Below are 24,149 nucleotides of genomic sequence, written 5' to 3' on the forward strand. Positions count from 1 at the left end.
CTAGGAGTATTTATCTTTTTGTCAGTGAGTTGTAGCTCAAGTTCAATTATACAAGACGAGTTAACGAAGTAATAAAAATATAAACTAAATGACTATATTGCCGCTCTATAAGAATGACATCAATGATAGTACCCAAAAAAGAAGTTGGACGAACAACTTCTTTTTCTTTGATTATTTCTCATACCCGTTAGGGTTCTTAGACTGCCAGTTCCATGTGTCTCGGCACATGTCTTCAACGGTCTTTTCTGTCTTCCAGTTGAGTTCCTCAAGAGCCTTATCAGCATTGGCAAAGCAGGTCGCCACATCGCCAGGACGACGGTCGACAATCTTGTAGGGCACGGGCACGCCGTTAACTTTCTCAAAGGCTTGTACAAGCTCCAATACGCTGGTTCCCTGACCTGATCCAAGGTTGTAGGTATGGACACCTCTAGTGTCTGCAATTTTCTCCAAGGCCTTGATATGACCAAGTGCTAAATCCACCACATGGATATAATCACGGACACCCGTTCCATCTACTGTCTCATAATCATTACCAAATACACTCAATTCAGGGCGTTTTCCAACAGCTACCTGCGCAATAAATGGCATCAGATTATTGGGAATGCCGGCAGGATCTTCTCCGATTAGACCAGATTCATGCGCTCCGATTGGATTGAAATAGCGAAGAAGAGCGATACTCCATTCCGAATCTGCTACTTCAACATCACGAAGGATTTGCTCCAACATAACCTTGGTATAGCCATAGGGATTGGTCGCACTGGTCGGCATGGTTTCGATTAGAGGTGAGGGATTATGGAGACCGTAGACGGTCGCACTAGAACTAAAGACAAGTTTCTTCACACCGAAAGCTGCCATCACTTCGACTAGGGCAAGGGTCGTCATAATATTATTTTCATAGTACATGACAGGTTTTGCAACCGACTCACCAACTGCCTTGTAACCCGCAAAATGAATGACAGAGTCAATCTCTTCTTTTTCAAATACAGCACGAAGCCCTTCCTTATCTGCCACATCCAATTCATAGAATGTCGGAGCCTTGCCTGTGATTTCCTTGATCCTATCCAAGACTAGCAAACTGGAATTGGATAAATCGTCAACAATGACTACTTCTTTTCCTAACTTCAACAGCTCAACTACGGTATGGCTACCGATGTACCCTGCACCACCTGTTACTAAGACACTCATGAGAAACTCCTTTGTAGATTGGATTAGAAAAAAACAGCTTGACAGCTGCTTTTAAAATGTTAGAATTTTTTACGCTTACGAGCTGCTTCTGATTTGCGTTTACGTTTTACAGATGGTTTTTCATAGAATTCACGTTTGCGTGTTTCTTGAAGAGTACCAGCCTTGGTAACCGCACGTTTGAAACGACGAAGAGCATCATCAAGTGATTCGTTCTTGCGCACAACTGTTTTTGACATTATTTTCACTCCCCTCAATTTCAAATTCCATATTATTATACTGTTATCTAGAGATTTTGTCAAGATATTTCCAGAACTTTACAGTAAATTTTTATCGCTTCTAGCTCGGTTTTATAGCCGAACTACTACTCACTGAAAATCCAAGGGAGAGGGGCTTACACACTTGAGAATTTGAATGCTACTTGTATCTGACTTAAAAAGCAACTCCAGCACATCACTAATAGGTGCTAGAATTGCTGCTTTTTTTACCTAAGAGTATTGACTAGAATTTCCTTGATAGTCCAAAGGGAGTTCTAGCTTAGCGTCTTACCATTGTTTTACGAATATCGAGGGCAACAGCTACGATAATGACAATACCTTGGATAACGTTTGTCATATCTGGCGTTACTCCTAGGTAGGTGAGGCAGACTTTAAGTAATTCAAAGACGAATACCCCTAGCAAGATGCCTGGAACAGTTCCTTGTCCCCCTGCTGTTGATACACCACCTATGGTTGCTGAGGCAATGGCATCTAATTCGTAGCCCATACCAGCTCCTGCGCCAGCTGAACCTGTCTTGGCAGAGAGGAGGAAGCCTGCTAAACCATAGAGAAGACCTGCTAGTAGGAAGATTTTAATCTTTGAAAAACGGACATTGACACCTGATACTTCAGCGGCATTCTCATTGCCACCAATGGCATACATGTACTTACCATAGCGTGTCTTATTGTATAGAATCCACATAGCTAGACCGACTACTGCTGCTACGATTGTAATGTAGGGAAGAAAACCAAATAATTTTCCTTGACCAAAGGCAACAAATTCATCTTTAAATGTTCCAATTGGCTTACTTTGAGAGTAGATGAGTACAAAACCATAGGTCATAATCTGTGTTCCCAGAGTTGCTAAAAACGGAGGAACGTTCAAATAGGAAACAATGGCACCATTAAGGAGTCCCAAGAGAGCGCCGACCAAGAGGGCTAGCAATAAGGGGACGATAATTGGTAGGTTGGGTAAATTAGGGAAAAATTTTCCTGCAAAATCTGGCTGTTGAACCAGTGTAGCAGTAATAATCGCTGTTAAACCAACAATCCGTCCTGCTGATAAGTCTGTCCCTCTGATGATAAGACAGCCTGATACACCGAGCGCTATAATAAAGCGGACAGAGGTATTCGCCATGATATTGGCAGCATTTCCAAGGGTAAAGAAATTATCTTGGGTGATACCCGTATATAAAATCATCGCGGCTACCACGATATACATTGAGTTTTTCGTTAGAAAATCTCCTAAGCTGAATGCCTTTCCTGACTTCTGACTTGCTACTTTAAACACTTGTCTCTCCTCCTTCATGAGATCCCATAAATTTTGTTGCTAGAAACATGACTGACTCTTGTGTTGCGTCCTTGCGGTCTAAGAAACCTGCTACACGTCCCTCGCACATGACCATAATCCGATCCGATACGCCTAGTAATTCAGACATTTCAGAAGTGATCATGATAATCGCTTTTCCTTCCGCTGCAAGAGCGTTAATAATTTGATAGATTTCATACTTAGCCCCAACGTCAATCCCACGAGTTGGTTCATCTAAAATGAGAATGTCTGGATTGTTCGCCAACCATCTCGCTAGGATAACCTTCTGTTGATTTCCTCCAGAAAGGCTCTCAATCCTCGTTTTATTATTCGGCGTTTTCACACGGAGGCGATTGACATTGTCCTCCACGACTCGGTTGATTTTATCCTCATTTAATAGGCCCATTCGACCAACGTATTCCTTCAAAGCTGCAACAGAAGCGTTGTCTGTAATTGACAAAACTCCAAAAATTCCATTGTAGCGTCGATCTTCTGTTACCAAGGCAATCTTATTTTTAATCGCATCTGCTGGACGTTTGATCGTGACTTCCTGACCATTCACAAAAATTTGTCCCTGCTGGATTACTCGCATTCCATAAAGGGCTTCCATCAATTCTGTCCTTTGTGCACCCACTAAACCACCAATACCTAGGATCTCTCCCTTGCGGAGAGTAAAGCTGGCATTTTTAAAGGAAAGAGGATTTGGAGATGTCATATCTTTTAGCTCTAGTATGACCTGATCTGAAATCTGATTTGTTTTCTCTGGGAACAGGCTGGTTAGCTCCCGTCCAACCATTGCCTGAATGATCTTAGCAGTCGTCATTTCTTCTGCTGGCCATGTACCGATATACTGCCCATCACGCATGACGGTAATATCGTCAGAAATTCGTAAAATTTCATCCATCTTGTGGGAAATATAGATAATACCGATATTCCTTGCCTTTAAGGTCTCGATAATTTCAAACAACTTTTCAACTTCTGAACTGGTCAAAGAAGAGGTTGGCTCATCCATGATAACCACTTTTGCCTTGTGGGAGATAGCCTTGGCAATCTCAACGGACTGCATTTGAGAAACGGTTAAATCATTCAATAGGGTAGTTGGCTCAATAAAGAGACCAACTTCTTCCAACAACTCCTTGGTATCCTCGTTCATTTTGCTATGATTGACTAGGTTGAAGGCACCTAAAGGATAATTCCCTAAAAAAACATTCTCTGCAATCGTCATCATACGAACGGGTTGTAATTCCTGATGAATCATGGAAACTCCCGCATCAATAGCCTCTTTTGAATCCTTAAAATCCACTTCATGACCATCGAATAAGACTGTCCCGCTATCCCGATGATAGATGCCAAACAAGCACTTCATGAGGGTTGACTTTCCTGCGCCGTTTTCTCCCATCAGCGCATGAACAGTTCCTGGTCGTAAACGAAAGGTTACATCATCTAAAGCCTTGACACCTGGAAAGGTCTTGGTGATATGCTTCATCTCCAAAATGTAATCACTCATTCTCCATCTCTCCTACTTTCTTTTTCGATATAAAAAATCTGCTCCACAATACTCTCAGCGCTATGTCTTAAGTCGTGGAACAGAAGAAATCATTTCCTAAATTGGTTATCTATCAATGCTTACTTATTTATCACGTTTAGCATATCGTTCTTTAGCTTCTTTTGTTGTTTCTGTTCTTGGTTCTGCTTCTTTTAATTCAGAATCTTCCTTCTTCGTTACTTTTACATAGTCAACCCAGTAGTAAGATTCAACATCTTCACCATTCATCAACTTAACAGCTACATTCGCTGCTGTATGAGATTGATTGAAGTGGTCATTCAAGACAGTTCCTGTCAATTCACCTTTAGCAAGAAGCTCCATTGCATCTGGAATGGCATCAACACCTACAACTAGGATATCTTTTCCTACTGTACGTTTCGCTGCCTTGATAGCTGTCACAGCTCCTACTGCCATACCATCATTATTAGAGAAGATAACTTCCAATTTATCGCCGAACTGCTCAAGAGCTGAAGCTGTTACTTCTTGACCTTTCGCTGTATCCCAGTTTGCAAGATACGGTTCTGCTAAAGCTGATTTTTTAATGCCTGCATCTTCGAGTGCTTTAACAGAGTATGCTGTACGTTGCTGTGCGTCGACATTAGCTGGATCTCCAAATAAGGTAATGTAGTTCACAACGCCGTCTCCGTTTAGATCTCCTTTAGAATCAGTTGCGGCAATGATTTCACCTTGGAAAGTACCTGATTGAGTAGCATCTGCACCAACGTAAGTTGTCTTACCTTGCCAGATTTCAAGTTCAGCTACTTCTGGTTCACGGTTGATGAGAACAACAGGGATGTCAGCTGACTTAGCAGAATTGATAATGCTTCCTGCTGCAGTTGGATCCACTAGATTGGCAAGGATAACATCTTTCCCTTGGGCAATAAAGTTATTGATCTGCTCTGTTTGCGTCGCCTGATCCTGCTTTCCATCTTGGATATCAAGGACATATTTATTCCCTGTTTCCTTGCTTAGTTCGCCAAAGTATTTCTCCAATTCTTCACGATACAAGGTCATGAAATTATCATCGAACTTGTAGATCGCGACACCTACGTTATAGGTCTTACCTGAACCAGAGTCTCCCCCCTTAGCTCCGCATGCCACAAGCAAGATTGCTAGGAAAGCAATTGCTAAATATTTTAAAGATTTCATCATCCTAAAAGTCTCCTCCTTTAAAAAAATTTAGATAACCTCTTGTTTTTGAAAGCGATTTCTTTTTCTATCTCTATTATAAATTTTCTCATCATTTTGTCAAGGATTTCAGTGAAATTTTTAGTAATTTTTACTGAAAAATTTAAAACAGAAACCTATATACTATTACAATTTTTTATTTTGTACACTCACTTTGTTTTTAATCAATGGTTTTTATAGTATGTCCAAAGTTCTATTTGGAAATTGAATCTAAAAAGCGAAGCCACTTTGGTTTTCTGCATATAGCATTCCAAAATGGTTCGCTTTTCAATGATTCAGTCAGAGGATTGACCAAGTCTTTATTTGTAGGGAAGCCCCACACTCACGTCTCGGGCGCTGGGGACTCCCTAAAAGATCAAGTCCTATTCTTTCTTTTTTCTACGTCCCTTAGCTAGATCTAGACCAGCAAGGAGACCGGCTAGTCCCAGACTGGTCAGTAAGGTAGAGGCTTGTGAGTTTGTTTGAGGTAAAGTCTTAGCTGAACGATCGCCCTTGTCTGCTGACTTAGCTGCTGAAAGAAGAGACGGATTCTCAACTTTTGGTTCAAGCGCTGGTTTATCTGTCAGAAGAACTGGTTGCTTCTCAACTTTTGGTGTTTTCACTATTTTAGTCTCTGGTTTCTGAACAGTGACCTTCGTACCGACTTCCACAATCTGATCAACAGCTTCTTTGGTCACAAGATCAGACAAGACCTTGCTTATCTTGCGATCACCTACTGTAAGATATTCTGTAACAATTGTTCGAACGCCTCCCTGTCCCAATTGGACGATACGACTTACTCCCTTTTCTAGTTCCGGATTGACCCTGATCAGGGTTTCAAATGGAATAGGCTGGGTTTCGCTCCTTTCCTCCCGCTGAATTGGCAATTCTGGTAGGTCGTATGAAATATCCTCTACCAGTGGACGGCCACTCTGCATATCTACCTTGGCAAAGAGGTTGCGGATAGCTCTTTCTAGGGCTTGACGGCTCTGTTCCACCGTCTCTGCACTGGCTGCTGTATCTGCCTGAACGGCTTCCGCTCTTTGAAGCACCTTGACCAGATGAGCAATGGTGGAGGCGAGATAGCTATCTGCAAGGAGTTCATGAGCCTTGGCTTCACTAATCAGACGAGCCAAGTCGCCCTTACGATCAGTCTTACCGACGATAAATTCTGCAGCTGATCCAAAGCCAGCATGTCCCTCCAGTACCTCAATCTTCAGATAGCGAGCTTGATGGGCATCAAAGTCTAGCTTCTTGCTGGTCGCATCTTCTGGAAGTTCACCCTCCTTAATCAATCTGAAGTCTTCGGACTCGGTCAGCTTGCTATAAATCTTATAGCGACGAATCCAACCATTCTGACCTACCTGCCTTGGGATATAGGTCAGGTAATCGATAGCATGAGGTTCCTGCATATCAATCTGGATGGTTGCTGGAAGCTCCTGTTTAACTGGCTGCCACTTGGTGTGCCAGATACTGGAGTGATCACCATCAAAGGCATTGGCAATGCGGCCATCTTCATTTTCATTGTCCGTCCTAAAGGTCCAGCCATTGGTCGCCAAAGCACCATCTGCTGACGGTTGTTCCTGACCGATTGTCACCTCATCAATCCAGCCTTTCATCGCCTTGGTACGGCTACCGATATAGCGGGTCGGCAAGGTAAGGGTTGCTGACTTGCCACCCGTTTGGGAACTGCTAAGGGTATCGACCAACTCATTGTTAATGTAAAGCTGGGTCTGTCCCTCATAGCCCTTAATCGTCAGGTGAACCCACTGATCCCGTGGTAGGGTGTAGTTAAAGGAGTGATCATAATTCTCAATCGAATAGCCAACTCGACCAGTTTCTTTTTGAACCAGCTTAACCGCTGCATAGTCAGACTCGAGGAGGATTTGCTCCCCTTCTGCATCAGCAGCTAGCTTAACCCATGCAGAGAAGCTATTATTCGGACCAACATGAGCGATTGGGGTCTCAACGTAGCTCTCTCCTCCATTGAGGCGAAGACCTGTCTGTTCACGACCTGCTTCATAGTCTGCTCCAACTTTCCTTAGACCATCATAGTCATTCCCCGATACATCATCAAGGCTATGGAGGTTAAACTTGTATTTCAAGACGGTATCTGTCTTTGTTGCTACCTTGTGATAGGGATTTTCACCAACTGGACCACCGATAGCCTCTAGGCTCTCCTTAACCCTGCGATAATCACCACTATCACGGTTCCCCCACATCTTAGCTGTCAATGCTGGAAGTACGGCTTCAAAGCGTTTATATAGATCGTAGTCGACAATACCATTGGCTTTTCTACCAATCATATCATTCCAGATAGCAAAGGCTGCTCCAGCAACTTGAGGGGAACCAGCAGGTAGGATAAGATTTCCATAGCGGTTGGCCTCCCAGTTATTATAGAGGTACTCGCCGTTTAGGAAGTCTGCATAGTAGCCCGCTTTCGGTACAATGTAGAGCTGCTCATCTAGAGTATTGATGAGAGTGTAGCCATCTTGGTACATGTCCTTTGGCTTAGCCCAGTAACTATTCCAGACATTCATCTGTGCCCCTTCGACATGGACAGGAGTTGTTCCTGGCTTAGCAGATAGACTGCCCCAGAAACGAGGGGTCTTGCCCTTGGAAATAGCGTATTTGAGCAGGGCATCTGTGAAAGCTCGGAAGGCTTCATTATTTCCCTCAAATTCATCAACCCCCAGATGGATGACATCCGTTCCAGCGAAGGTTGCATCCTGACCGTCAATATAGTCGTTCCAGATTTCCTTGACAAATTCCAGACTGGCTGGATCGCTCACCTCCAGATGGTCTACCCAACGGCGAACTGCCTTATCCCTCATGACAAGGTCTGGTCTCACCTTTGTCAGAGCTAGAGAGTGGGCTGGTGCATCAATTTCTGGAACAATCTGAATTCCTCTCTCCTTGGCAAAGGCGATAAGGTCTTTAAATTCTTTCTTGGTGTAGAAATGATCCTTGGCTGTCAAGTCGGCCTTATTGAGACCGCCATTGCCACCTTCTTTAATGGAGGATTCAAGGCGGAAGGCTGAGTAAGCTCCGTAAGGATCTTCCGTATTTTGAAACTCTTCTACCCAGATATAGTTGTCATTCAGATGGATCTGGAAGTCGTTCATCTTGTACCAAGACATGGTCTTGATAATGGCTTTAAGGGTGGAGAGTTCGACTGGTTTACGACCTACATCAAGGACAAAGCCACGTACGCTGTACTTCGGATAATCCCTCACCAAGCCCTTGGCAATCTTATCCTTATCCTGCTTGAGACTCTGTAATAGGGTCTGCGTTGACCAGAAAGCACCTGTCTGATGGCTGGCTTCAACCTGAATGGCATCTCCGATTGTCATCCTATATCCTTCGGTCTTGAGACCAGCATCCTTTTGGTTGAGTTCAAAGTAGAAGTCCCCTGCATTGGCTGTTTCAGCATAGACGATGGTGATGTCACGACCCGTGATTGCTCGGTAGTCTTCCTGGAAGCTTTCCACTGCTGTCTTGAGAGCCTCCTTATCCTTTGGATGGACAACAATGCGACTGTTTGGTGTCGCCATGAAGTGACCCTCCAAGCCCTTCCACTCTGCTAAACCTGGCAGAATGCGAAGCGGGGCATTATCAGTAGCTTCGACCTGATACTTACCAGACACAAGTACCTCGTGGGCTGGTGTTTCATAGACTTCACTACCTCGTTTCAGACGATAGTTGACGGAAACAGTCGTGTCTACCAATGGTTGATAAACCGTCAAGTCATGGTCAATGATCTGCTCAAAGTCTGCTCCGATAAATTCAATGGTAACCCCATCAGGAACTTGTGGCAAAGTCCAGCGCCCCATGTCCCCACTGATTGCTGGAATCTGGAGCTGGCGAGCAATCTCTTCCAGACTTTGCTGGTTTTCCTCTTCAACTTGAGGCTCATCCTTGACAATCTTCTTGCCAAAGACATTTAGTTCATAGAGAGAAACGGTTGCCCAAGTAACCGAACGGCCGTCTCGTACCTCAGCTGTGTCATCAAACTGATCAACAAGGAGGCGAACATAGCGTGCCTGCTGGCTCTGATCCAGATTGATAATATCTGTAAAGTCTTCTGGCTTCGCAGTCAAGGTCTTGACACGGGTCCAATCCTGTCCATTTTGTGACACTTCAATCGCATAATGGCTAGCATTCTTGCGCTCCCACTCAAGGACGACAGAGGCAACATCCCGCACTTCACCTAAATCGACACTCAAGACCTTTTGATCGTGACCAACACTACTTGCCCAACGAGTATCCAGCTTGCCATCAAAGGCCTTGTCTGGACTGAGGGCTGGATCTTCGCTCGCACTTGCACTAGCCGTCTTTTTATAGGCTAGATTTTCTAAATCTTCACTGCCGATAAGCTCGAGTTCGTAGAGGGATACAGAAGCCCAGTTAATATCACCACCATCGTAGTTGTCGACAATGAGACGGATTTCTCTTGCCCGAGTTGGCTGGTCGAGCTGGATGACACTTTCCTTACGAACATAGCTATCGTCAGTCTTGCTGTAAACTGGACGGTAGTCTTGACCATCAAGCGAGCTTTCAAGGCGGAAGCCCTTGATATTTTCCCGCTCCCAGGTAATCTTAATCTTCTCAATATCCCTTTCTTCCGATAGGCGGATGGTGAGGATCTTCTCTTGACTACCTGGATTCGTAGCCCAGCGGGACTGTTCCCGTTTGGCTGCCTCTGGATTGATAATACCATCGATAGCCTTATCTGCTCCCCAGTAATCCGTCTCCGTATCATTAGCAGTTGCGGTTGCTCCAATTGCTTGATTCACCTTATGACGGTGGTAGGCTGCTGGATCAACTGTCGGCGGCTCTTCCTCTTCCAAAGGTTGATGGTAGGTCTTCAACTCATAGGTTTCAAGTCCCGGACTTTCCCAGCTCAACTTGATATCCAGAAGGTTCTTGGCACTTGCTGGTAAGATAAGAGTCGCAAAGCTGCTATCGACACTACCCAGATCAATCCATTGGCTGGAAACGTTTTGGGCGTGTGGCTCCACAGCAGTCGTTACCCTTGCCTGAACGCGGACTGGCATATCCGCTCCTGCATTGGAAACTAGGGTAATATGGTTGTGGTGGGTATTTTCAGACAAGCGATAGAGTAATTCACCCCTATCCTCCTTAGTCCGATAGCTGGTCAGAACCTTGCCATCCACAAGATTGGTAGCTAGAGAATTTCTAGTTTCTTTTCCTGTGGTCACAACTGTCGGATCATTGACCTGCTTGACAAATTCACCATCATTGAGTACCAATTCTGTGAAAGAGAGGAAGCGATGAGGATAATCAGCAGTGGCTAAAATTCTAAGGTAGAGGGCATTGACTGGTGTATCCAGACTACCTTCAATATAGCGATTGCCTGGATTTTCTGAATCGTGTACCCAACCATCGGTTAGGGAATCGTCGCCCACTGCGTTGCTGACACCATCACCAATCGTAACGAGGTCTACCCAATTTTGACCATCTGCACTCACCTGAATCTTACCATCTCTGAGGTAATCCACCGTGCCATCTTGGATATAGGCTCTCACTTTCTTGACGGCTCTCTCCTGTCCTAGCGAAAGGATAATCATATCATTTTCTCTAGGAGCATCCGCAAACTGAACATGGCGATCGAACTTGCCATCAAAGAGGTCACCTAGGTTGTTGAGCGTACGAACATCATTGTCTCCATAATGCGGGTTGATCGCTAAAGAAGTATAGTCAAGACTAGGACTTTCTATCTCCTTGGTCGTAACCGTTAGGCTGGTCCCTCCGATGGTCTTAGCTGTATCGGTCTGGTTGACCAGACGGATATAGCGAGCCAATGGTTGGTTGCTTCTTTCAGAAGCAGGGTACCACTCTACCCCATTTGGAGAATAAAGGAGGGTAAGATCCGTTTGACCTTCCACTTGAAGATCTGCCAACTCGTGGATACGATCGAGACGCAGACCGATATAATCACCTGAATTGAGACTAGCCGCTTCTTCCAAGCCCATACGGTAGACATCATCTACTACCAAGGTCTTGGTCGACTGGAGACTATCGACAGATGTATCTGTGTAATCGCTGACGCCCTCTTGGCTCTCCACCTTAAATTCCGCTATCCTCCACCAGCGGTTGAGTGGGGACTGGTTCTTAATCCGAATTGCCTTGGCTCTGATATTGGTTGGCAGAATGATATTCTGCTCTCCTGCCACTGTTGCCAACGACTGCCAGTTAACACCATCTTCGCTGTATTCCACCACACCATTGGCAATCTTGTCGGAACTGCCTTGGATAATGGTAACTTGAGAGACTGGACGCACCCGATCCAAGTTGAGCTGGATCCAAGAATCGCTCGGCGTAGTATCGGAGCCGTCGCTACTTGCATACATCGCCTCAGTTGCTGGATTGCCATCCAAAGCCTTATCTTGATTCGTACCATACTTATAGATAAGGTTGTTGCTAGTCGTAATCGTTCCTGTCACTTGACCATCTGGTCTTGCTGCTTCTAGAGGACGATTGATCGCAATTTCACGTACTCCTAACCAAGTGTTGCTCTTAGATGCAGTCGCAATGAGACGGACAGCCTTAGCCTTGATTGATAAGTTCTCCAGTTGGAGGGTATCTTCATTCCCACGGTAGTTATGATCTCTCAATACTACCCATTCGTCCTGTTCATTGAGATATTGCAGTTCTGCCTGACTAAAGGTATCTCGAAGGTTGGCAGCCGTTCCCATAGCAAAACCTAGCGTATGGATTGGGACAGGACGGTTAAATTCTAAGCCGACATAGTCTCCCGTAGCAAGTGTATTCGGTGTACTACTCAAAATATGGGTCGACAGGTCACCATCTAAAATTCGATCTACATCCCTACTATCCACTTCGCGATTGGTGATAAAGCGTGTCTGTAACTGACTAGGGTCAAGGGCAGTCTCTACCTCTTGTGACAGGTTTTGGAGTAATGTAAGGATGAATGGACGGATATGTTGTACACCCAATTCCGCTTTCTGATAACCATTGACATACCAGAATTCATGAGTTTGAGACTGCTTGTAGAGATCCAAACCAGCCTTGTAATTTTCCCAAAGAGGAGCTGTCTGCTCACTGCCGATATGCTTGGTTGCTTCTAGTAGCTTTTCTAAGGCATCCATCTGGTCGACGGTATTATCCAACCAGTAGACAATCTGCTCTTTCATCCTCTCGTGACCATTTGCCTTGTAGTAGAGAGCAGCATCTTTGAGTTTCTTGAACTCCCTTAAGAGCTCTTCCCTCTCTGCGCTCACATCCTGTTTTCCTTCTAACTTATTCAGGAAGGCTGTTAGCTTGGGTGCTAACTCCAGTGATTCCTCTAGCTTGACAACACGACTATCCATGTTCTGGTTAATCATGTGCTTCCCTAACTCTCTAAAGGCTCTCGATCCTTCGCTCTCTCTGAAAGTACCTGTCTCTACAAAATTGAAGGCCTGATCATTGATCCTTCTTGCTTCTTCCTCTGACTCCCAAATATCCCAAGTATATTGAGCAACGGAGAAGAGGGCGATCTTTGATGGTTCAGATTGCTGCATTGGATTGAGCATAATTCCTGCAAGCAAACTTGGGTCAACATTTGGATGTAAGAATTTCTCACCACCACCCAAAATGAGATGTTGCTTGGAGTTATCGGTCGTTGGCCAGTTAATCCAGAGTTGAATTGGACGATAACTAGCCCCATCAGCAGTGATATTAGTACGGTAGCCTTGCAGGAAGTTGCTGGACACTTCACCCCAAATCCGTCCCCCTGTCAAGGTCAAACTGCTCGTTGCCGGTAAATTCTGGTTGAGAGACTTCAATTCTGCCTCACGGCCATTGCCCCAGTATTCATGTGGGACAAAGATCATCTCTTTGCGCAGACCGCTGTATTGGGATTGCTTTTCACCTAACCAATCGGTTAAGTCTCGCATCAAGCGGTTGTAGCTATCAAAACCTCCTGCTGGATTTGGTGCATCATCAGCCAGAATCCCAAATTCTCTTACGCCTGCGTCCAGCAATTGACTAAACTTGGCCTTGATCACTGCCAAATCTTCCTGATATACTGTATCGTTGTCAAACCGCATCCGATTGTGCATAAACGGATGAATGGTCCAAACATAGCGAGTCTTACTCTGATTGCCGACCCGAGCTAGCTCCTTGATTTCAGCTAGTTTTTCTTCTGGATAGAGGTCTCTCCAGCGGCTATTGTGGTATGGATCGTCCTTAGGAGCAAAGAAGTATTGGGTCAGCTTCAGATCACCACCAAACTTCATCAACTCTGCCCGATCCTGATTGCTCCATGGATTGCCATAGTAGCCTTCGATAAAACCACGGTTCTTAATATCCGCAAAGTCCTCTATCTTCAGCTCACGCAACACAGGCTGCGGACTATCTTTCAATATATGCTTCAGACTTGTCAGACCATAGAAGACTGCATCTGTATCCTTACCGACAACAGAGATTGCTCCATTGCGAATAACGAGGGAGTAAGCATCAATCTTATTGTAAAGGTCGCTAGCAATTCCCTCACTAGCCTGATGGCGAGTAGCTTCGGTATCCTGACCGTGAATGCCAAGGAAGATATTGGTCACATTCTCTTGCGGAGTCGCACTGGTCGTGTAGGAAATCTGATTGGTCTGCAAGACCTCCTTGATACGGTTACGAGTATAGATATCTACTCCTGAACCGATCACCAAATTCACTCCCTGATCTAGACGAACGAGACCATCTCCATAAGTCTTTGTGCGTGGTTTTGGATAAATCGTATACTCTTTTGTCAGATAATTTGGATCGCGCAGGGCTTGTTCAACCGCCTCAGCACTAGGTGGATTCGGTGCGATATAGCTATCTGCTAACTCGACCGTTCCATCCGTTCCTCCTGCATCTGGTTGTGGCTGCTCCGGCTCTGGTTGTGGTACTTCTTCTTTCAGCTCCCGCACACGAATTTCAGCTGCCGACATAAAACGATTGTCTCGATTTCCATCTCCCAAGGTATGAACAGCCTGCAGCTTGATATAGCGGGCATCAATCGGTTCAAAGGCTGCTTCCTGCCACTGGTCACCTTCATTGAATTGACCTGTCTTGACCAGTTGCCAATTTTGTTGGTCAGTACTTGCATAGATTTTATAATCGATAATCTTACCGTTCGGACTACCATCGCTACGCGCGACATAGGCGAGACCATTTAGTTTGCGAACCTTACCCGCATCAAGGCTTAACCAGAGATTGGCAAGATCGGTACCAGCCCATGCTGAATGCCAGATAGTATCACTCTCGGCGTCCAGAGTATTTTCTACTCGGTTGTCCTCTCCTGGTTGGGTAGAACCTGCTGTAACAGTGGTTTCCGCCAATGGTACATAATCATCCGATGGACTTTCTGGTACCAGATGGAGGGTGTAGACACCTTGTCGGCTCTTGTCCTCTGACTCGGTAAAGATTTTAACCATGTTATTTTCAGCTGGCAGGACTGTGATCGCTACGTTGCTGTTCCTATTGAAAGCTGTGATCCTCTCACCGGTAAGGACTGTCATTTCTGGTGAAATATAGTCCTCTGTCAACACCCGGTTATCTATCCGAATCTCGGTCAGACTCGCATCACTATGACGCTCAAAGGATTCGACAGCAGTCAGCAATTCAACTTCGGCAAGACCGACTGATGGCTTACGGTTCCCCAAATCTTCATCTGAATTTTCAACCGTCATGGTAAAGACGACTGCTGGCACAGGATTGGCTAAATTGTAGACAATCTTCATGAGACCATTAACACTCTCACGAGAGGCTTCCGTAGCTTCAATTCTACTTGCTTCCTCACCATTGCCCCTGCTCCAAGAAAACTGTACTGATTTTGGTAGTCGGAGAGACCAGCTATCTCGGTGATAGTAGGCAACAACTCGGGTAATATTTTGGGCGGTATCATAGGTAAAGGAAATACTTGCATCTCGATCTCCTGCTTGGGCAGCCTCGTAGTTAGACCAGATGGTTGGGTTTGGTCCACCAGCATCATTGGAAGATACCGTCAAGTCTCTGTTGTTAATCGCAGAGAGAGTATCAGACTGTTGATTGGCTGGAATATCTTGATTTATACGAACAGCAACTGGTGCCACATTTTCACCGATCGTAATGGTCTTGTCTGCCACACGAATGCTAGCTACAATAGGGAGAATATCCCCTAAGACATTGACATGACCATTCACTTGTAGCAAGCCCGTAGTGTTATAGGCTTCATTAGCTGGTAATTCCCACTCAACTGGAAATTGGGAGGAAAGCAAACTACCATCCGCTAGATAGGCTTGGGCAACATCTGGTAAGGTTGGAACCTGCCCTCTTTCGGTAGCGAGACTGATATTCTTGATAGCGGCTACTTGATCAATAACGGATACCAAAATATCGACAGGGAGACCTGTTTCTGCCATAGTCCCCTTGGCTACAAAGGATTCACCTGTCGCTTGAGCAATCGCGATTTCTTCTTGATCGAAAGTTAATGCTTTTTCTCCCTCACTACCATCTTGATAGCGCACTCGAACCACTTGCGGTAGTTGTAGAGAACCTCCCTTTTTCAGATAGATGGTCTTAGAAGCTAGGTAACTATCTAGTGCCGTGCTATCTTTTTCCTTGCTTCCTTGAACGGAGAAATTCACATGAGCAGCTTCTAGACCCTCTGCACTAGCACTGACACGTACCTCTCCACTTTCGCCCGTCATCTGTACAATTGCCAAGACTTTTCCTGCATAAGCCTTGCGGTTGTTATCTTGGTAGGACTGATGATCAACGGCATTCCCATTATCCATTGCTACTAATCGAGCAGGACCATCTACTGTGATAGAGATCGGCTGATTGGCTGTGATAACGGGACGTCCCTCTTGATCCAGAACATCTATTTCAATATACTCTAGCGATTTATCGGTCACCTTACTTGGCTTCTTGACCGTCTTAGCAACTAGGTGGTGGGCTGGACCAAAGCCAGTAACTTCTTTCACTCCAACTGTGTTGCCAATCTCCCGACCATTCTCATCGTAGGCAACCGCTTTCAATTTGCCAGAACGATATGGTACATTCCAAGTTAAGTAGAGATTTTGATGCTCGTTGGCTTTCTTATCAGCTCCAGTATAGAGTTGGTAGCGATAACCTGCCGCTGTCTGTTGCTTGGTGAAAGCCTTACTGCCTAGATCTGTTTCCCGTCCATTCTCATCCACGTGGATCAGTTTCACCTTAGCTGCATTGGAATAGACCACAACCTCTACTTGATTTTGACCATCTTTTGCAAGGGCAGACTCTTCCCAAGTTCCCGGTACAAGATGGAGGGTTGTATCTCTTTCATTCCACTGACTTCTGTAAAAATAGTAGGAATCCTTAGGAAATCCTGCTGTATCAACAATGCCAAAATAAGAACTCTTCGGCGCTGGCCAAGTTCCGACAGATCCTGAACCAACCCCGTTCCAAGGTGTTGGCTCACCCAGATAGTCAAATCCTGTCCAGACAAATTCTCCAGCGACGAAATCTCGGGTAATGACATCGTACCAAGCCTGACTGGCTACATGTCCCCAACCGACCGCACTCTGGTCATAGGAGGTCAACTGCTTATCCGGTCTACGGGTATTGCCCTTAACGTTGTAGACACCTCGACTATTGACAGCGGAAGCTGTTTCAGAACCGTAGATAATCCAATCTGGATGTTCCTGATGACCTTGGTCATACTTACGACCGTCAGCATAGTTGTAGCCGACAATTCCCTTTTGTCCCGTATGTTGGCTAAGAGCTTCAGCCATGCCAATCGCTTCTCTCCACTTATCCTTGAGCTTGTTATCTCCAAGGGTAGCAGGGCGGGAATCGTCCACTTCTGCAATCCAGTTAATCAGCTGACGAATAACTTGTGGATAGTTGGAAACATTTCCAGAAAAGCCTTCCATCACCTCGTTACCAGTTGACCACATGATAATCGACGGATCATTGATACCGCTCTTGACCATCTGCTTGAGGTGGTATTCAGCCCAGGTCTGGTTAGCATTTGCATTCGCCAAGCCTTTTACACTATCACCAATCCTCACATTGAACCAACGGGCATAGTCATTGGTGTTTCCATTTTTTGCATAGTGCCATGTATCAAAGGCTTCATCAATCAGGAGCATTCCCTTACGATTGGCTATATCTTTCATGACACGGGCAGCTGGGTTATGGGTGACCCGAACAGCATTAACCCCCATATCTTTTAAAATATCAAACTGTCTCTCGATTGCATCATAGTAGGCGGCTGAACCAAGAGACCCTTGGTCATGGTGCATCGAAACACCTTTTAGTTTGACAGCTTGACCATTTAATTTAAAGCCTGTATTGTTATCAAATGAGATGAACCGGAAACCAACTTCCTGATCCCTAGACTGAATTTTCTCATCATTTTTATAAATATCTGTTCGTAAGATATAAAGGTTTGGATTTTCCAAAGACCATAGGTCTGGTCGGACAAGCCTAAATTGATTACTAATAGTCGCTTCTTGGTTGGTCTCAAGCGTTCTAAGAACAGACTTAGAAGATTCTGCGACCTTTTCTCCTACACTACCGTCACTATTGCGTCTGAAGAGGCTAGTTTGAACAGCAACCTCGCCGCTTTCGTTTCCTTGATTGAGAACCTTAGTCTCTACTACAATCTGGCTACCTGTATCTGATGCATAGGTCGTCGCCAAATCAGGTGTCTTCATAACAACGCCGTACTGAGCTAGATGAATAGTTGGCTCAAAATTCAAATGGACAGAGCGGTAAATACCACTTCCAGAGTACCAACGCGAACTTGGCAGATTATTTACAACCTTAACTGCCAATACATTTTCTTGATGTGGTTTAATATAATCCGTTAAATCAAAGCTAAATGCAGTATAGCCATTTGGATGAACTCCCAAAGATTGACCATTGATAAAGACTTCTGTTTCCATATAGGCTCCATCAAAGTCTAGGCTCACCCGTCCTTTTGCTGCTTCTTCTCCAATCGCAAAGACCTTGCGGTACCAGCCAATACCTCCTGGCTTATAGCCACTTTCTGCCTCTCCTGCCCTTGTATAATCCTGCGTCAAGCTAAAATCATGGGGGAGGTTGATTAGCTTCCAGCTCGAATCGTCATAGGTGGGAGTGGAAGCTCCTGCCCGATCACCTAGGCTAAATTTCCAGTCATTATCAAACTGGACTTTCTTATCCTTTTCATTGTAATAATTAACTTTTTGCCACACTTCGGGAGATTTTATGGAAGCAGCTTCTGATGGAGTCTCTTCTACTGAACGAAGTTTCCTTAGTGCAGGTTGTTCCTCTGCTGGTGTACCTGCAACAATTGAAGAAGTCGACTGGCTTGTTGCAGGGGTGGAATCTACTGGCTGACTGGACGGAAGCGACTGATTAGCTTCCGTTTTAGAAACTTCCTGTGACAGACTTTCTGCTGAATCCTGCTTCTCGATGACCAGCCCTTCCTCTGGCTTAGCTATTTCCTGTTCTTTCTCTACTTGCTTCGTTTCTACACTAGGAGCGTTCTCCTTGCTTTTTAATTCCTCCTTGGAGGATTCTGGATTTTCTGCTACCGTTGTCGAGGTTTCCCCGGTAGCCTCACGAATCTCCTCTACGGGATGAGAAGTCTCTTCGTCAGTTACGGGAGCTTCTATTTTGGTCTCTGTTAGCGATTGACCAGCTTCTACATTCTCTGCCTCTACAATTTCTTGAGCACTGGCTGGACTGCTCAAAAAACTAAGACCAATCAAAACAGAACACACTCCTACCGTAGCCTTACGAAGACTATAAGTACATTTCTTTTGCAAGAAAAATTTTTCCATTATGAACTCCTTTTCTAATTACAGAACTTTTTACAATAAACCTCTTCTTTTCCTCCTCGCTCTTTTTATTAAAAAGTCTGTATTTATTATATCAATATAGATTGTAAACGCTTTCTTTGATTTTGTCAATAAAAATATTTGAATAAGAGGATAAATATAGGAAAAATTCTTCTTCCCTTGAATAGGCACTCGAACGAGGGAAGCTAGGGGAGTTTATAAAATACATTGCTGTGTAATATAGTCATTTAGTTTATCTTTTATTACTTCGTTAACTCGCCTTGCTGTACCATTGAGAAAAGTTACACTTTTCTTATCTGTCACTTGAAATAGTTATCAACTATTTCAACTACCTGCGACTTTTAACGAAAACTTCGTTTTCTTCATTTCCCACCTCAAACAGTCTCTCCCCAGACTGTTTGAGCTAGTACTAAAAATAAACTAAACGGCTATAAAATACATTGCTGTATCAAAAGTAGCAATATATGCTAACTCACTATAAAAGACCTCCTAGTTCTATCATAAACTAGGAGGTCGCTGTTAACTATTGAAAATCATATCGGAAAGGCTTCTTTTCTTCATCTCTTTGCCATGCTGGAACAAACACCTCTCTTGGCTTAGGCAAAGGCTTCCTTTCCTCATAGAACCTTCTTTCGGGAATGGCACATCACTATCATAGCAAAGCAAAATCCTTCATATAGGACGAAGAAAAGCAGGAAGCAATGGAGGAAAAATGCTGCTGGTAAAATATGGATCACTGGATCGGTATAAGGATTAAAGAGCCAGCTACTATCCCCAGCAAAGAGAATCTGGTGAAAGAGGGTAAAAAAGCGATCGAAGCCCACAATCATTCCAAAAATCCCAATCACAATCGGCAAGATTGCTGCCGTGACAAAGGCAGAACGATATAGACTGCCGTAGCCCTTTTTCACTATCTTTTTCCAAAAAGATAGAAATCCTGGCAAGGTCATCAGAAAAACAGCCTGAGCAAGATGGAAAAGCCACTTGACTTGCTGAAAATGGTGTAAACCGCTTGCTGATGAAGGAAAACTAGGCATAGATAAAGTATGCTCCCAAGGCAGGGTCAGATAACGCAAGAGGATATTAAAATTATGACTGATCGTGGCAGGCTTCATATAGACTACTTTTTCTAATTCTAACCATTGAATTTCCAAAGGATAAAAAATCCAAGCCAGATAGATCGTCCATACAATAGCTGCTGACAAGATAAAAAGAAGACTTGCAACTAAGGAAATTTTACTGTTCATCGAAGCTCCATTCATCCAGACTATTCAGAACGTGGGTAGGAGCTAGGGGCAGTGTTGCCACCTCTTCTGGCTTGGTAAAGCCCGTCAACACAAGGAGGGTTGGAAATCCGTTATCAATCCCTGCCCGAATATCTGTCAGATAATTGTCCCCAACCATGAGGGTAGCGCTCTTTTCTGTTCCCAAAAGAGCCAGAGCATTGTCCATAATAATCGCTTGAGGCTTCCCGATAATGGTCGCCTTGACCCGCGTCGCTGCTTCTAGCAAGGCAATCAAGGAACCTGCTCCCGGTAACAATCCACGTTCGGTCGGAATATTCAAATCGGGGTTGGTGCCAATAAAGACCGCCCCTTTTTGAATAGCTAAGGTAGCAATGGTCATTTTTTCATAGGTCAAATCGGTATCAAGTCCAACCACGACATAGGCTGGATTGTCTAAGTCTTCCGCATATCCTGCTTCTGCAATCGCTGATTTGAGACCATCTTCTCCAATCACATAGGCTGTCTTTACCTTTCCCACTTGATTCATATAATCAACTGTCGCAAGGCTGGCAGTATAGATGGTATCAAGCGGTGTCTCAATGTTGAACTGTTCCCGCAACATGGTCTGAACTGCTTCCGGCCGACGGGTTGTATTGTTGGTAACAAAGAGATAGGGGAGGTTGCGCTCCTGCAAGGCATGGATAAAGCGCTTCCCTGCTGGAATAGGCTCTTTCCCCTTGTAAATCGTTCCGTCTAAATCAATTAAATATCCTGTATAGGGCATCCTCTTCTCCTCATTCAAATCGTGTTTCCCAATGTTCAGCTTGATGAGCTTCAAAACAGAGGGCTATCTGGTCTGCTGTATTTTTCATCAAGGCAAGTGCTGGCAAGTCATCTAAAGCAAAATAGGCGCTCGCAATGGTTTCGGAATTGGCTTGAAACTGCCCACCGAGCGACCGGCAGAGATAAAAGAGCTTGGTCACATGGTATGCCGAACGACTGGGATTGCTTTTGGTCTTATCCAAAACTGCTACCAAGCGCAGGACTTCTACATCAAGGCCTGCCTCCTCACGGACTTCCTTGATGGTATTGTCCATAGTGGACTGGTCCACATCACACCAGCCACCGGGCAGGGACCACAAGCCGTCCCTTTCCTGAACTAGAAGAATTTTGTGACCTTCTATAATAGCAGCTCTTGTATCCAGCTTCGGAGTTTGATAGCCTGCTTCATTGCAGAACAACTCCTCTACCCGCTCCAAGGACAAGCCCGACGGTTCAAGGAGCATTTCTGCTGCTATTTGACGAATTTCTTCAAAGCGTTCCATATCATAGACATCCTTACTATAAGCAAGCCCTGTCTGCGCTAAGGCCTGCAAGCGAATAGCCCACTTGAGCCAATTAGTTTCTGCTGTCATCCCGTCTCCTCCACTTGATGATTCCTTGAGCCTTGAGTTGGCCATTGGACCAAATTTCATGCTGGCTACTAGCCTCTGTTTGTACGACTTTCGTTGTCACCAAGACTTCTGGTGACACCTCCTTGAGATACTTGAGTTGGAAATAGGTTGGTTGATGAGCCAGGAGAAAGTCATAGCCTAAACTCTCATACATCCACTCAAGATACTTACTATTATTGACATGCCCATTGAGGTCAAGATCAAAATACCTGACCTCTCGCTCTTGCTCCACTGCTCTTTCCAGACTAGCGTATTTCGGAGTCCGCACGACTTTTTTGTCCTCTTCAATCTGGTAGAGCACAAGCAGCTCCTCTGGAAGCGGACTGACCTTTCTTGTCTCAAAATCAATCAGGACAAGATGGGCTAAAATCGTGATAAGCACTTCTCCCCTCTCATCATAGATATGAAAGCTACGATAGCAGAAAAATTTATTGTAGGCAACTACTTCTGTCTCAATCGTGATCTTTTCCTGATAGCGCGGCAGGCAGCTAATCTCCACTTCATAGTCCGTCACTACCCAAACAAGACCGTACGCCTCAAAAACTTCCTTGTCACCAAAGCCCAGAAGCTCCGACTGACGACTGGACAAGGCCAGACAATAGGCTAAAAAGCCGGGAAGTTTCAATTCTTGTTGAACATCTATCATATCAAATGGCAGAGTGAGGGTTTCCTGATAACCTAGCCCCATTATTCCTCTCCTAGTATAAATCGTTCTGCAACAGTATCGCCTAGAAACAGCCCTTTTTTAGTCATTCGGATAAAACCATTTTCTTCCTGAATGAGGCCTTCACTCTGCAAGTCTGCTACCACTTGACCATAGCATTTTTCAAAAGATGTTTCAAATTTCGCTTCAAAACCAGCAATGGAAACGCCTGCTTTCTTCCGCAAGCCCAAAAACATTTCTTCTTCCATCTGCTCGATCTGCGACAAATGCTCTTCGTGGAGTCTCGCATGTCCCTTTTCCCGAATGGATTTTAGATAATGTTGAATGGGTCCCCGATTGCGATAGCGCATACCGCCTAGATAGCCAGAAGCTCCTGCTCCCAGCCCAAAATATTCCGCATTGTCCCAGTACATAAGATTGTGCCTACTTTCAAAGCCCGGCTTGGTGAAATTGGAAATCTCATAGTGCTCAAAACCATTTTTTTCCAATTCTTGCAGAATATACTCGAACATGTCCGATTCGACATCTTCGGTAGGCAGGTGTAGGTGGCCACGGCGCTGCCGATTCATGAAGACCGTATGATTCTCCAAAATCAAGCTATACAGGCTCAGATGAGGAATATCAAGCGCTAGGGCACGCGCCACATTGTCTTTAACCTGCGCCATAGTCTGACCAGGTAGGGCATAGATCAAATCGATCGAAATATTATCGAAATTCGCAGCCTTTAAGGCGCTAATCGTTTCATAAATCTGTGCCTGATTGTGAGAACGACCGATTTTTTTGAGCATGCGATCATCAAAGGTCTGGACACCAAGCGAGACCCGATTGCACTTAGATTTTTCCAGAACAGCAATTTTATCTTCCGTCAAATCTCCGGGATTGGCCTCAATGGTAAATTCTTCTATTTGGGAGAGATCAAGCAGCTCTTCCAGATTGGTCAGCAAGTAATCCAATTGTACAGCCGTTAAGGCTGAAGGTGTCCCGCCACCGATATAGAGGGTTTTCAACGGAGGCAAGTCATAGAACCGCACCTCCTCCATCAGAGCCGCTAGATAGTCATCAACAGGCTGGTTCTTGATAAACACCTTTGAAAAGTCACAATAGTAGCAAATCTGGGTACAAAAAGGAATATGAACATAGGCTGAAGTCGGTCTTTTTATCATGAAGCTATTATACCACACACTCTCTTTTTCGTCAGAGGAGGGCATAGAAAACAGGAGGAGAGCTGGGCTCTTATACTCGTCAAAAAACGAACTCTGAAGTCGTTATCTCACCTTGCTAAGTATAGTCATTTAGTTTATATTTTTATTACTTCGTTAACTCGTCTTGTATAATTGAACTCGGGCTACGAGCTGTGCAAAAAAGAGCGATAACTGTTTCAGTTTTAGCTGCTGCTGATTCTTTAGGAAATAGGCTGAAAACCTCCACAGGAGCTTTTCACTCGTCAAAACTCCTATTTTTGCTTTGCTCGCTTCCACAGTCTAGGAATAGACTGGGGAAGATTGGAGATGGAACGAGTGAAACTCGTGT

General features: G+C 44.7%; 11 protein-coding genes. All 11 read right to left on the minus strand.

Translation table 11 applies throughout. The features are described 5' to 3' along the window. Positions 1 to 171: 171 nt before the first annotated feature. The 11 genes from galE to hemW all read right to left on the minus strand — a co-directional run bounded on the left by galE (position 172) and on the right by hemW (position 23,782). Complete coding sequence (gene galE, locus BU200_RS04670; RefSeq protein ID WP_075099065.1) at positions 172 to 1,185, minus strand: UDP-glucose 4-epimerase GalE; 1,014 nt, start codon at positions 1,183 to 1,185, stop codon at positions 172 to 174. A 59-nt stretch (positions 1,186 to 1,244) separates the two neighbouring features. Then, on the minus strand, positions 1,245 to 1,421 hold the full coding sequence (gene rpsU / locus BU200_RS04675) for a 30S ribosomal protein S21 (protein ID WP_000048054.1): 177 nt from the start codon (positions 1,419 to 1,421) through the stop codon (positions 1,245 to 1,247). A 298-nt stretch (positions 1,422 to 1,719) separates the two neighbouring features. Next, positions 1,720 to 2,730: an ABC transporter permease subunit gene (locus tag BU200_RS04680; RefSeq protein WP_075099066.1), complete on the minus strand. Its 1,011-nt coding sequence runs from the start codon at positions 2,728 to 2,730 to the stop codon at positions 1,720 to 1,722. Continuing rightward, a complete protein-coding gene (locus BU200_RS04685; protein ID WP_075099067.1) occupies positions 2,723 to 4,255 on the minus strand; it encodes a sugar ABC transporter ATP-binding protein in 1,533 nt (510 codons plus the stop codon). Before BU200_RS04685 ends, BU200_RS04680 begins: the two co-directional genes overlap by 8 nt. A gap of 123 nt (positions 4,256 to 4,378) precedes the next feature. Further along, positions 4,379 to 5,446 carry a galactose ABC transporter substrate-binding protein gene (locus BU200_RS04690; RefSeq protein ID WP_075099068.1) on the minus strand — a complete coding sequence of 356 codons (1,068 nt, stop codon included), beginning with the start codon at positions 5,444 to 5,446 and terminating at the stop codon, positions 4,379 to 4,381. A gap of 398 nt (positions 5,447 to 5,844) precedes the next feature. Then, positions 5,845 to 19,257, minus strand: a complete 13,413-nt coding sequence (locus tag BU200_RS10770) for a glycoside hydrolase family 2 (protein WP_075099069.1) — start codon at positions 19,255 to 19,257, stop codon at positions 5,845 to 5,847. A gap of 635 nt (positions 19,258 to 19,892) precedes the next feature. Beyond that, positions 19,893 to 20,522, minus strand: coding sequence for a TIGR01906 family membrane protein (locus tag BU200_RS04700; RefSeq protein ID WP_075099070.1), 630 nt, complete (start codon positions 20,520 to 20,522; stop codon positions 19,893 to 19,895). Beyond that, positions 20,512 to 21,285: a TIGR01457 family HAD-type hydrolase gene (locus BU200_RS04705; protein ID WP_075099071.1), complete on the minus strand. Its 774-nt coding sequence runs from the start codon at positions 21,283 to 21,285 to the stop codon at positions 20,512 to 20,514. Before BU200_RS04705 ends, BU200_RS04700 begins: the two co-directional genes overlap by 11 nt. A 10-nt stretch (positions 21,286 to 21,295) precedes the next feature. Beyond that, positions 21,296 to 21,916 (minus strand): NUDIX hydrolase N-terminal domain-containing protein, encoded by a 621-nt coding sequence (locus BU200_RS04710; RefSeq protein ID WP_075099072.1) that lies wholly within the window; start codon positions 21,914 to 21,916, stop codon positions 21,296 to 21,298. Continuing rightward, complete coding sequence (locus tag BU200_RS04715; protein ID WP_075099073.1) at positions 21,900 to 22,643, minus strand: acyl-ACP thioesterase domain-containing protein; 744 nt, start codon at positions 22,641 to 22,643, stop codon at positions 21,900 to 21,902. Before BU200_RS04715 ends, BU200_RS04710 begins: the two co-directional genes overlap by 17 nt. Further along, positions 22,643 to 23,782 carry a radical SAM family heme chaperone HemW gene (gene hemW, locus BU200_RS04720; RefSeq protein WP_075099074.1) on the minus strand — a complete coding sequence of 380 codons (1,140 nt, stop codon included), beginning with the start codon at positions 23,780 to 23,782 and terminating at the stop codon, positions 22,643 to 22,645. Before hemW ends, BU200_RS04715 begins: the two co-directional genes overlap by 1 nt. Positions 23,783 to 24,149 lie beyond the last annotated feature (367 nt).

The sequence above is a fragment of the Streptococcus acidominimus genome, from assembly GCF_001921825.1.
GTDB lineage: Bacteria > Bacillota > Bacilli > Lactobacillales > Streptococcaceae > Streptococcus > Streptococcus acidominimus.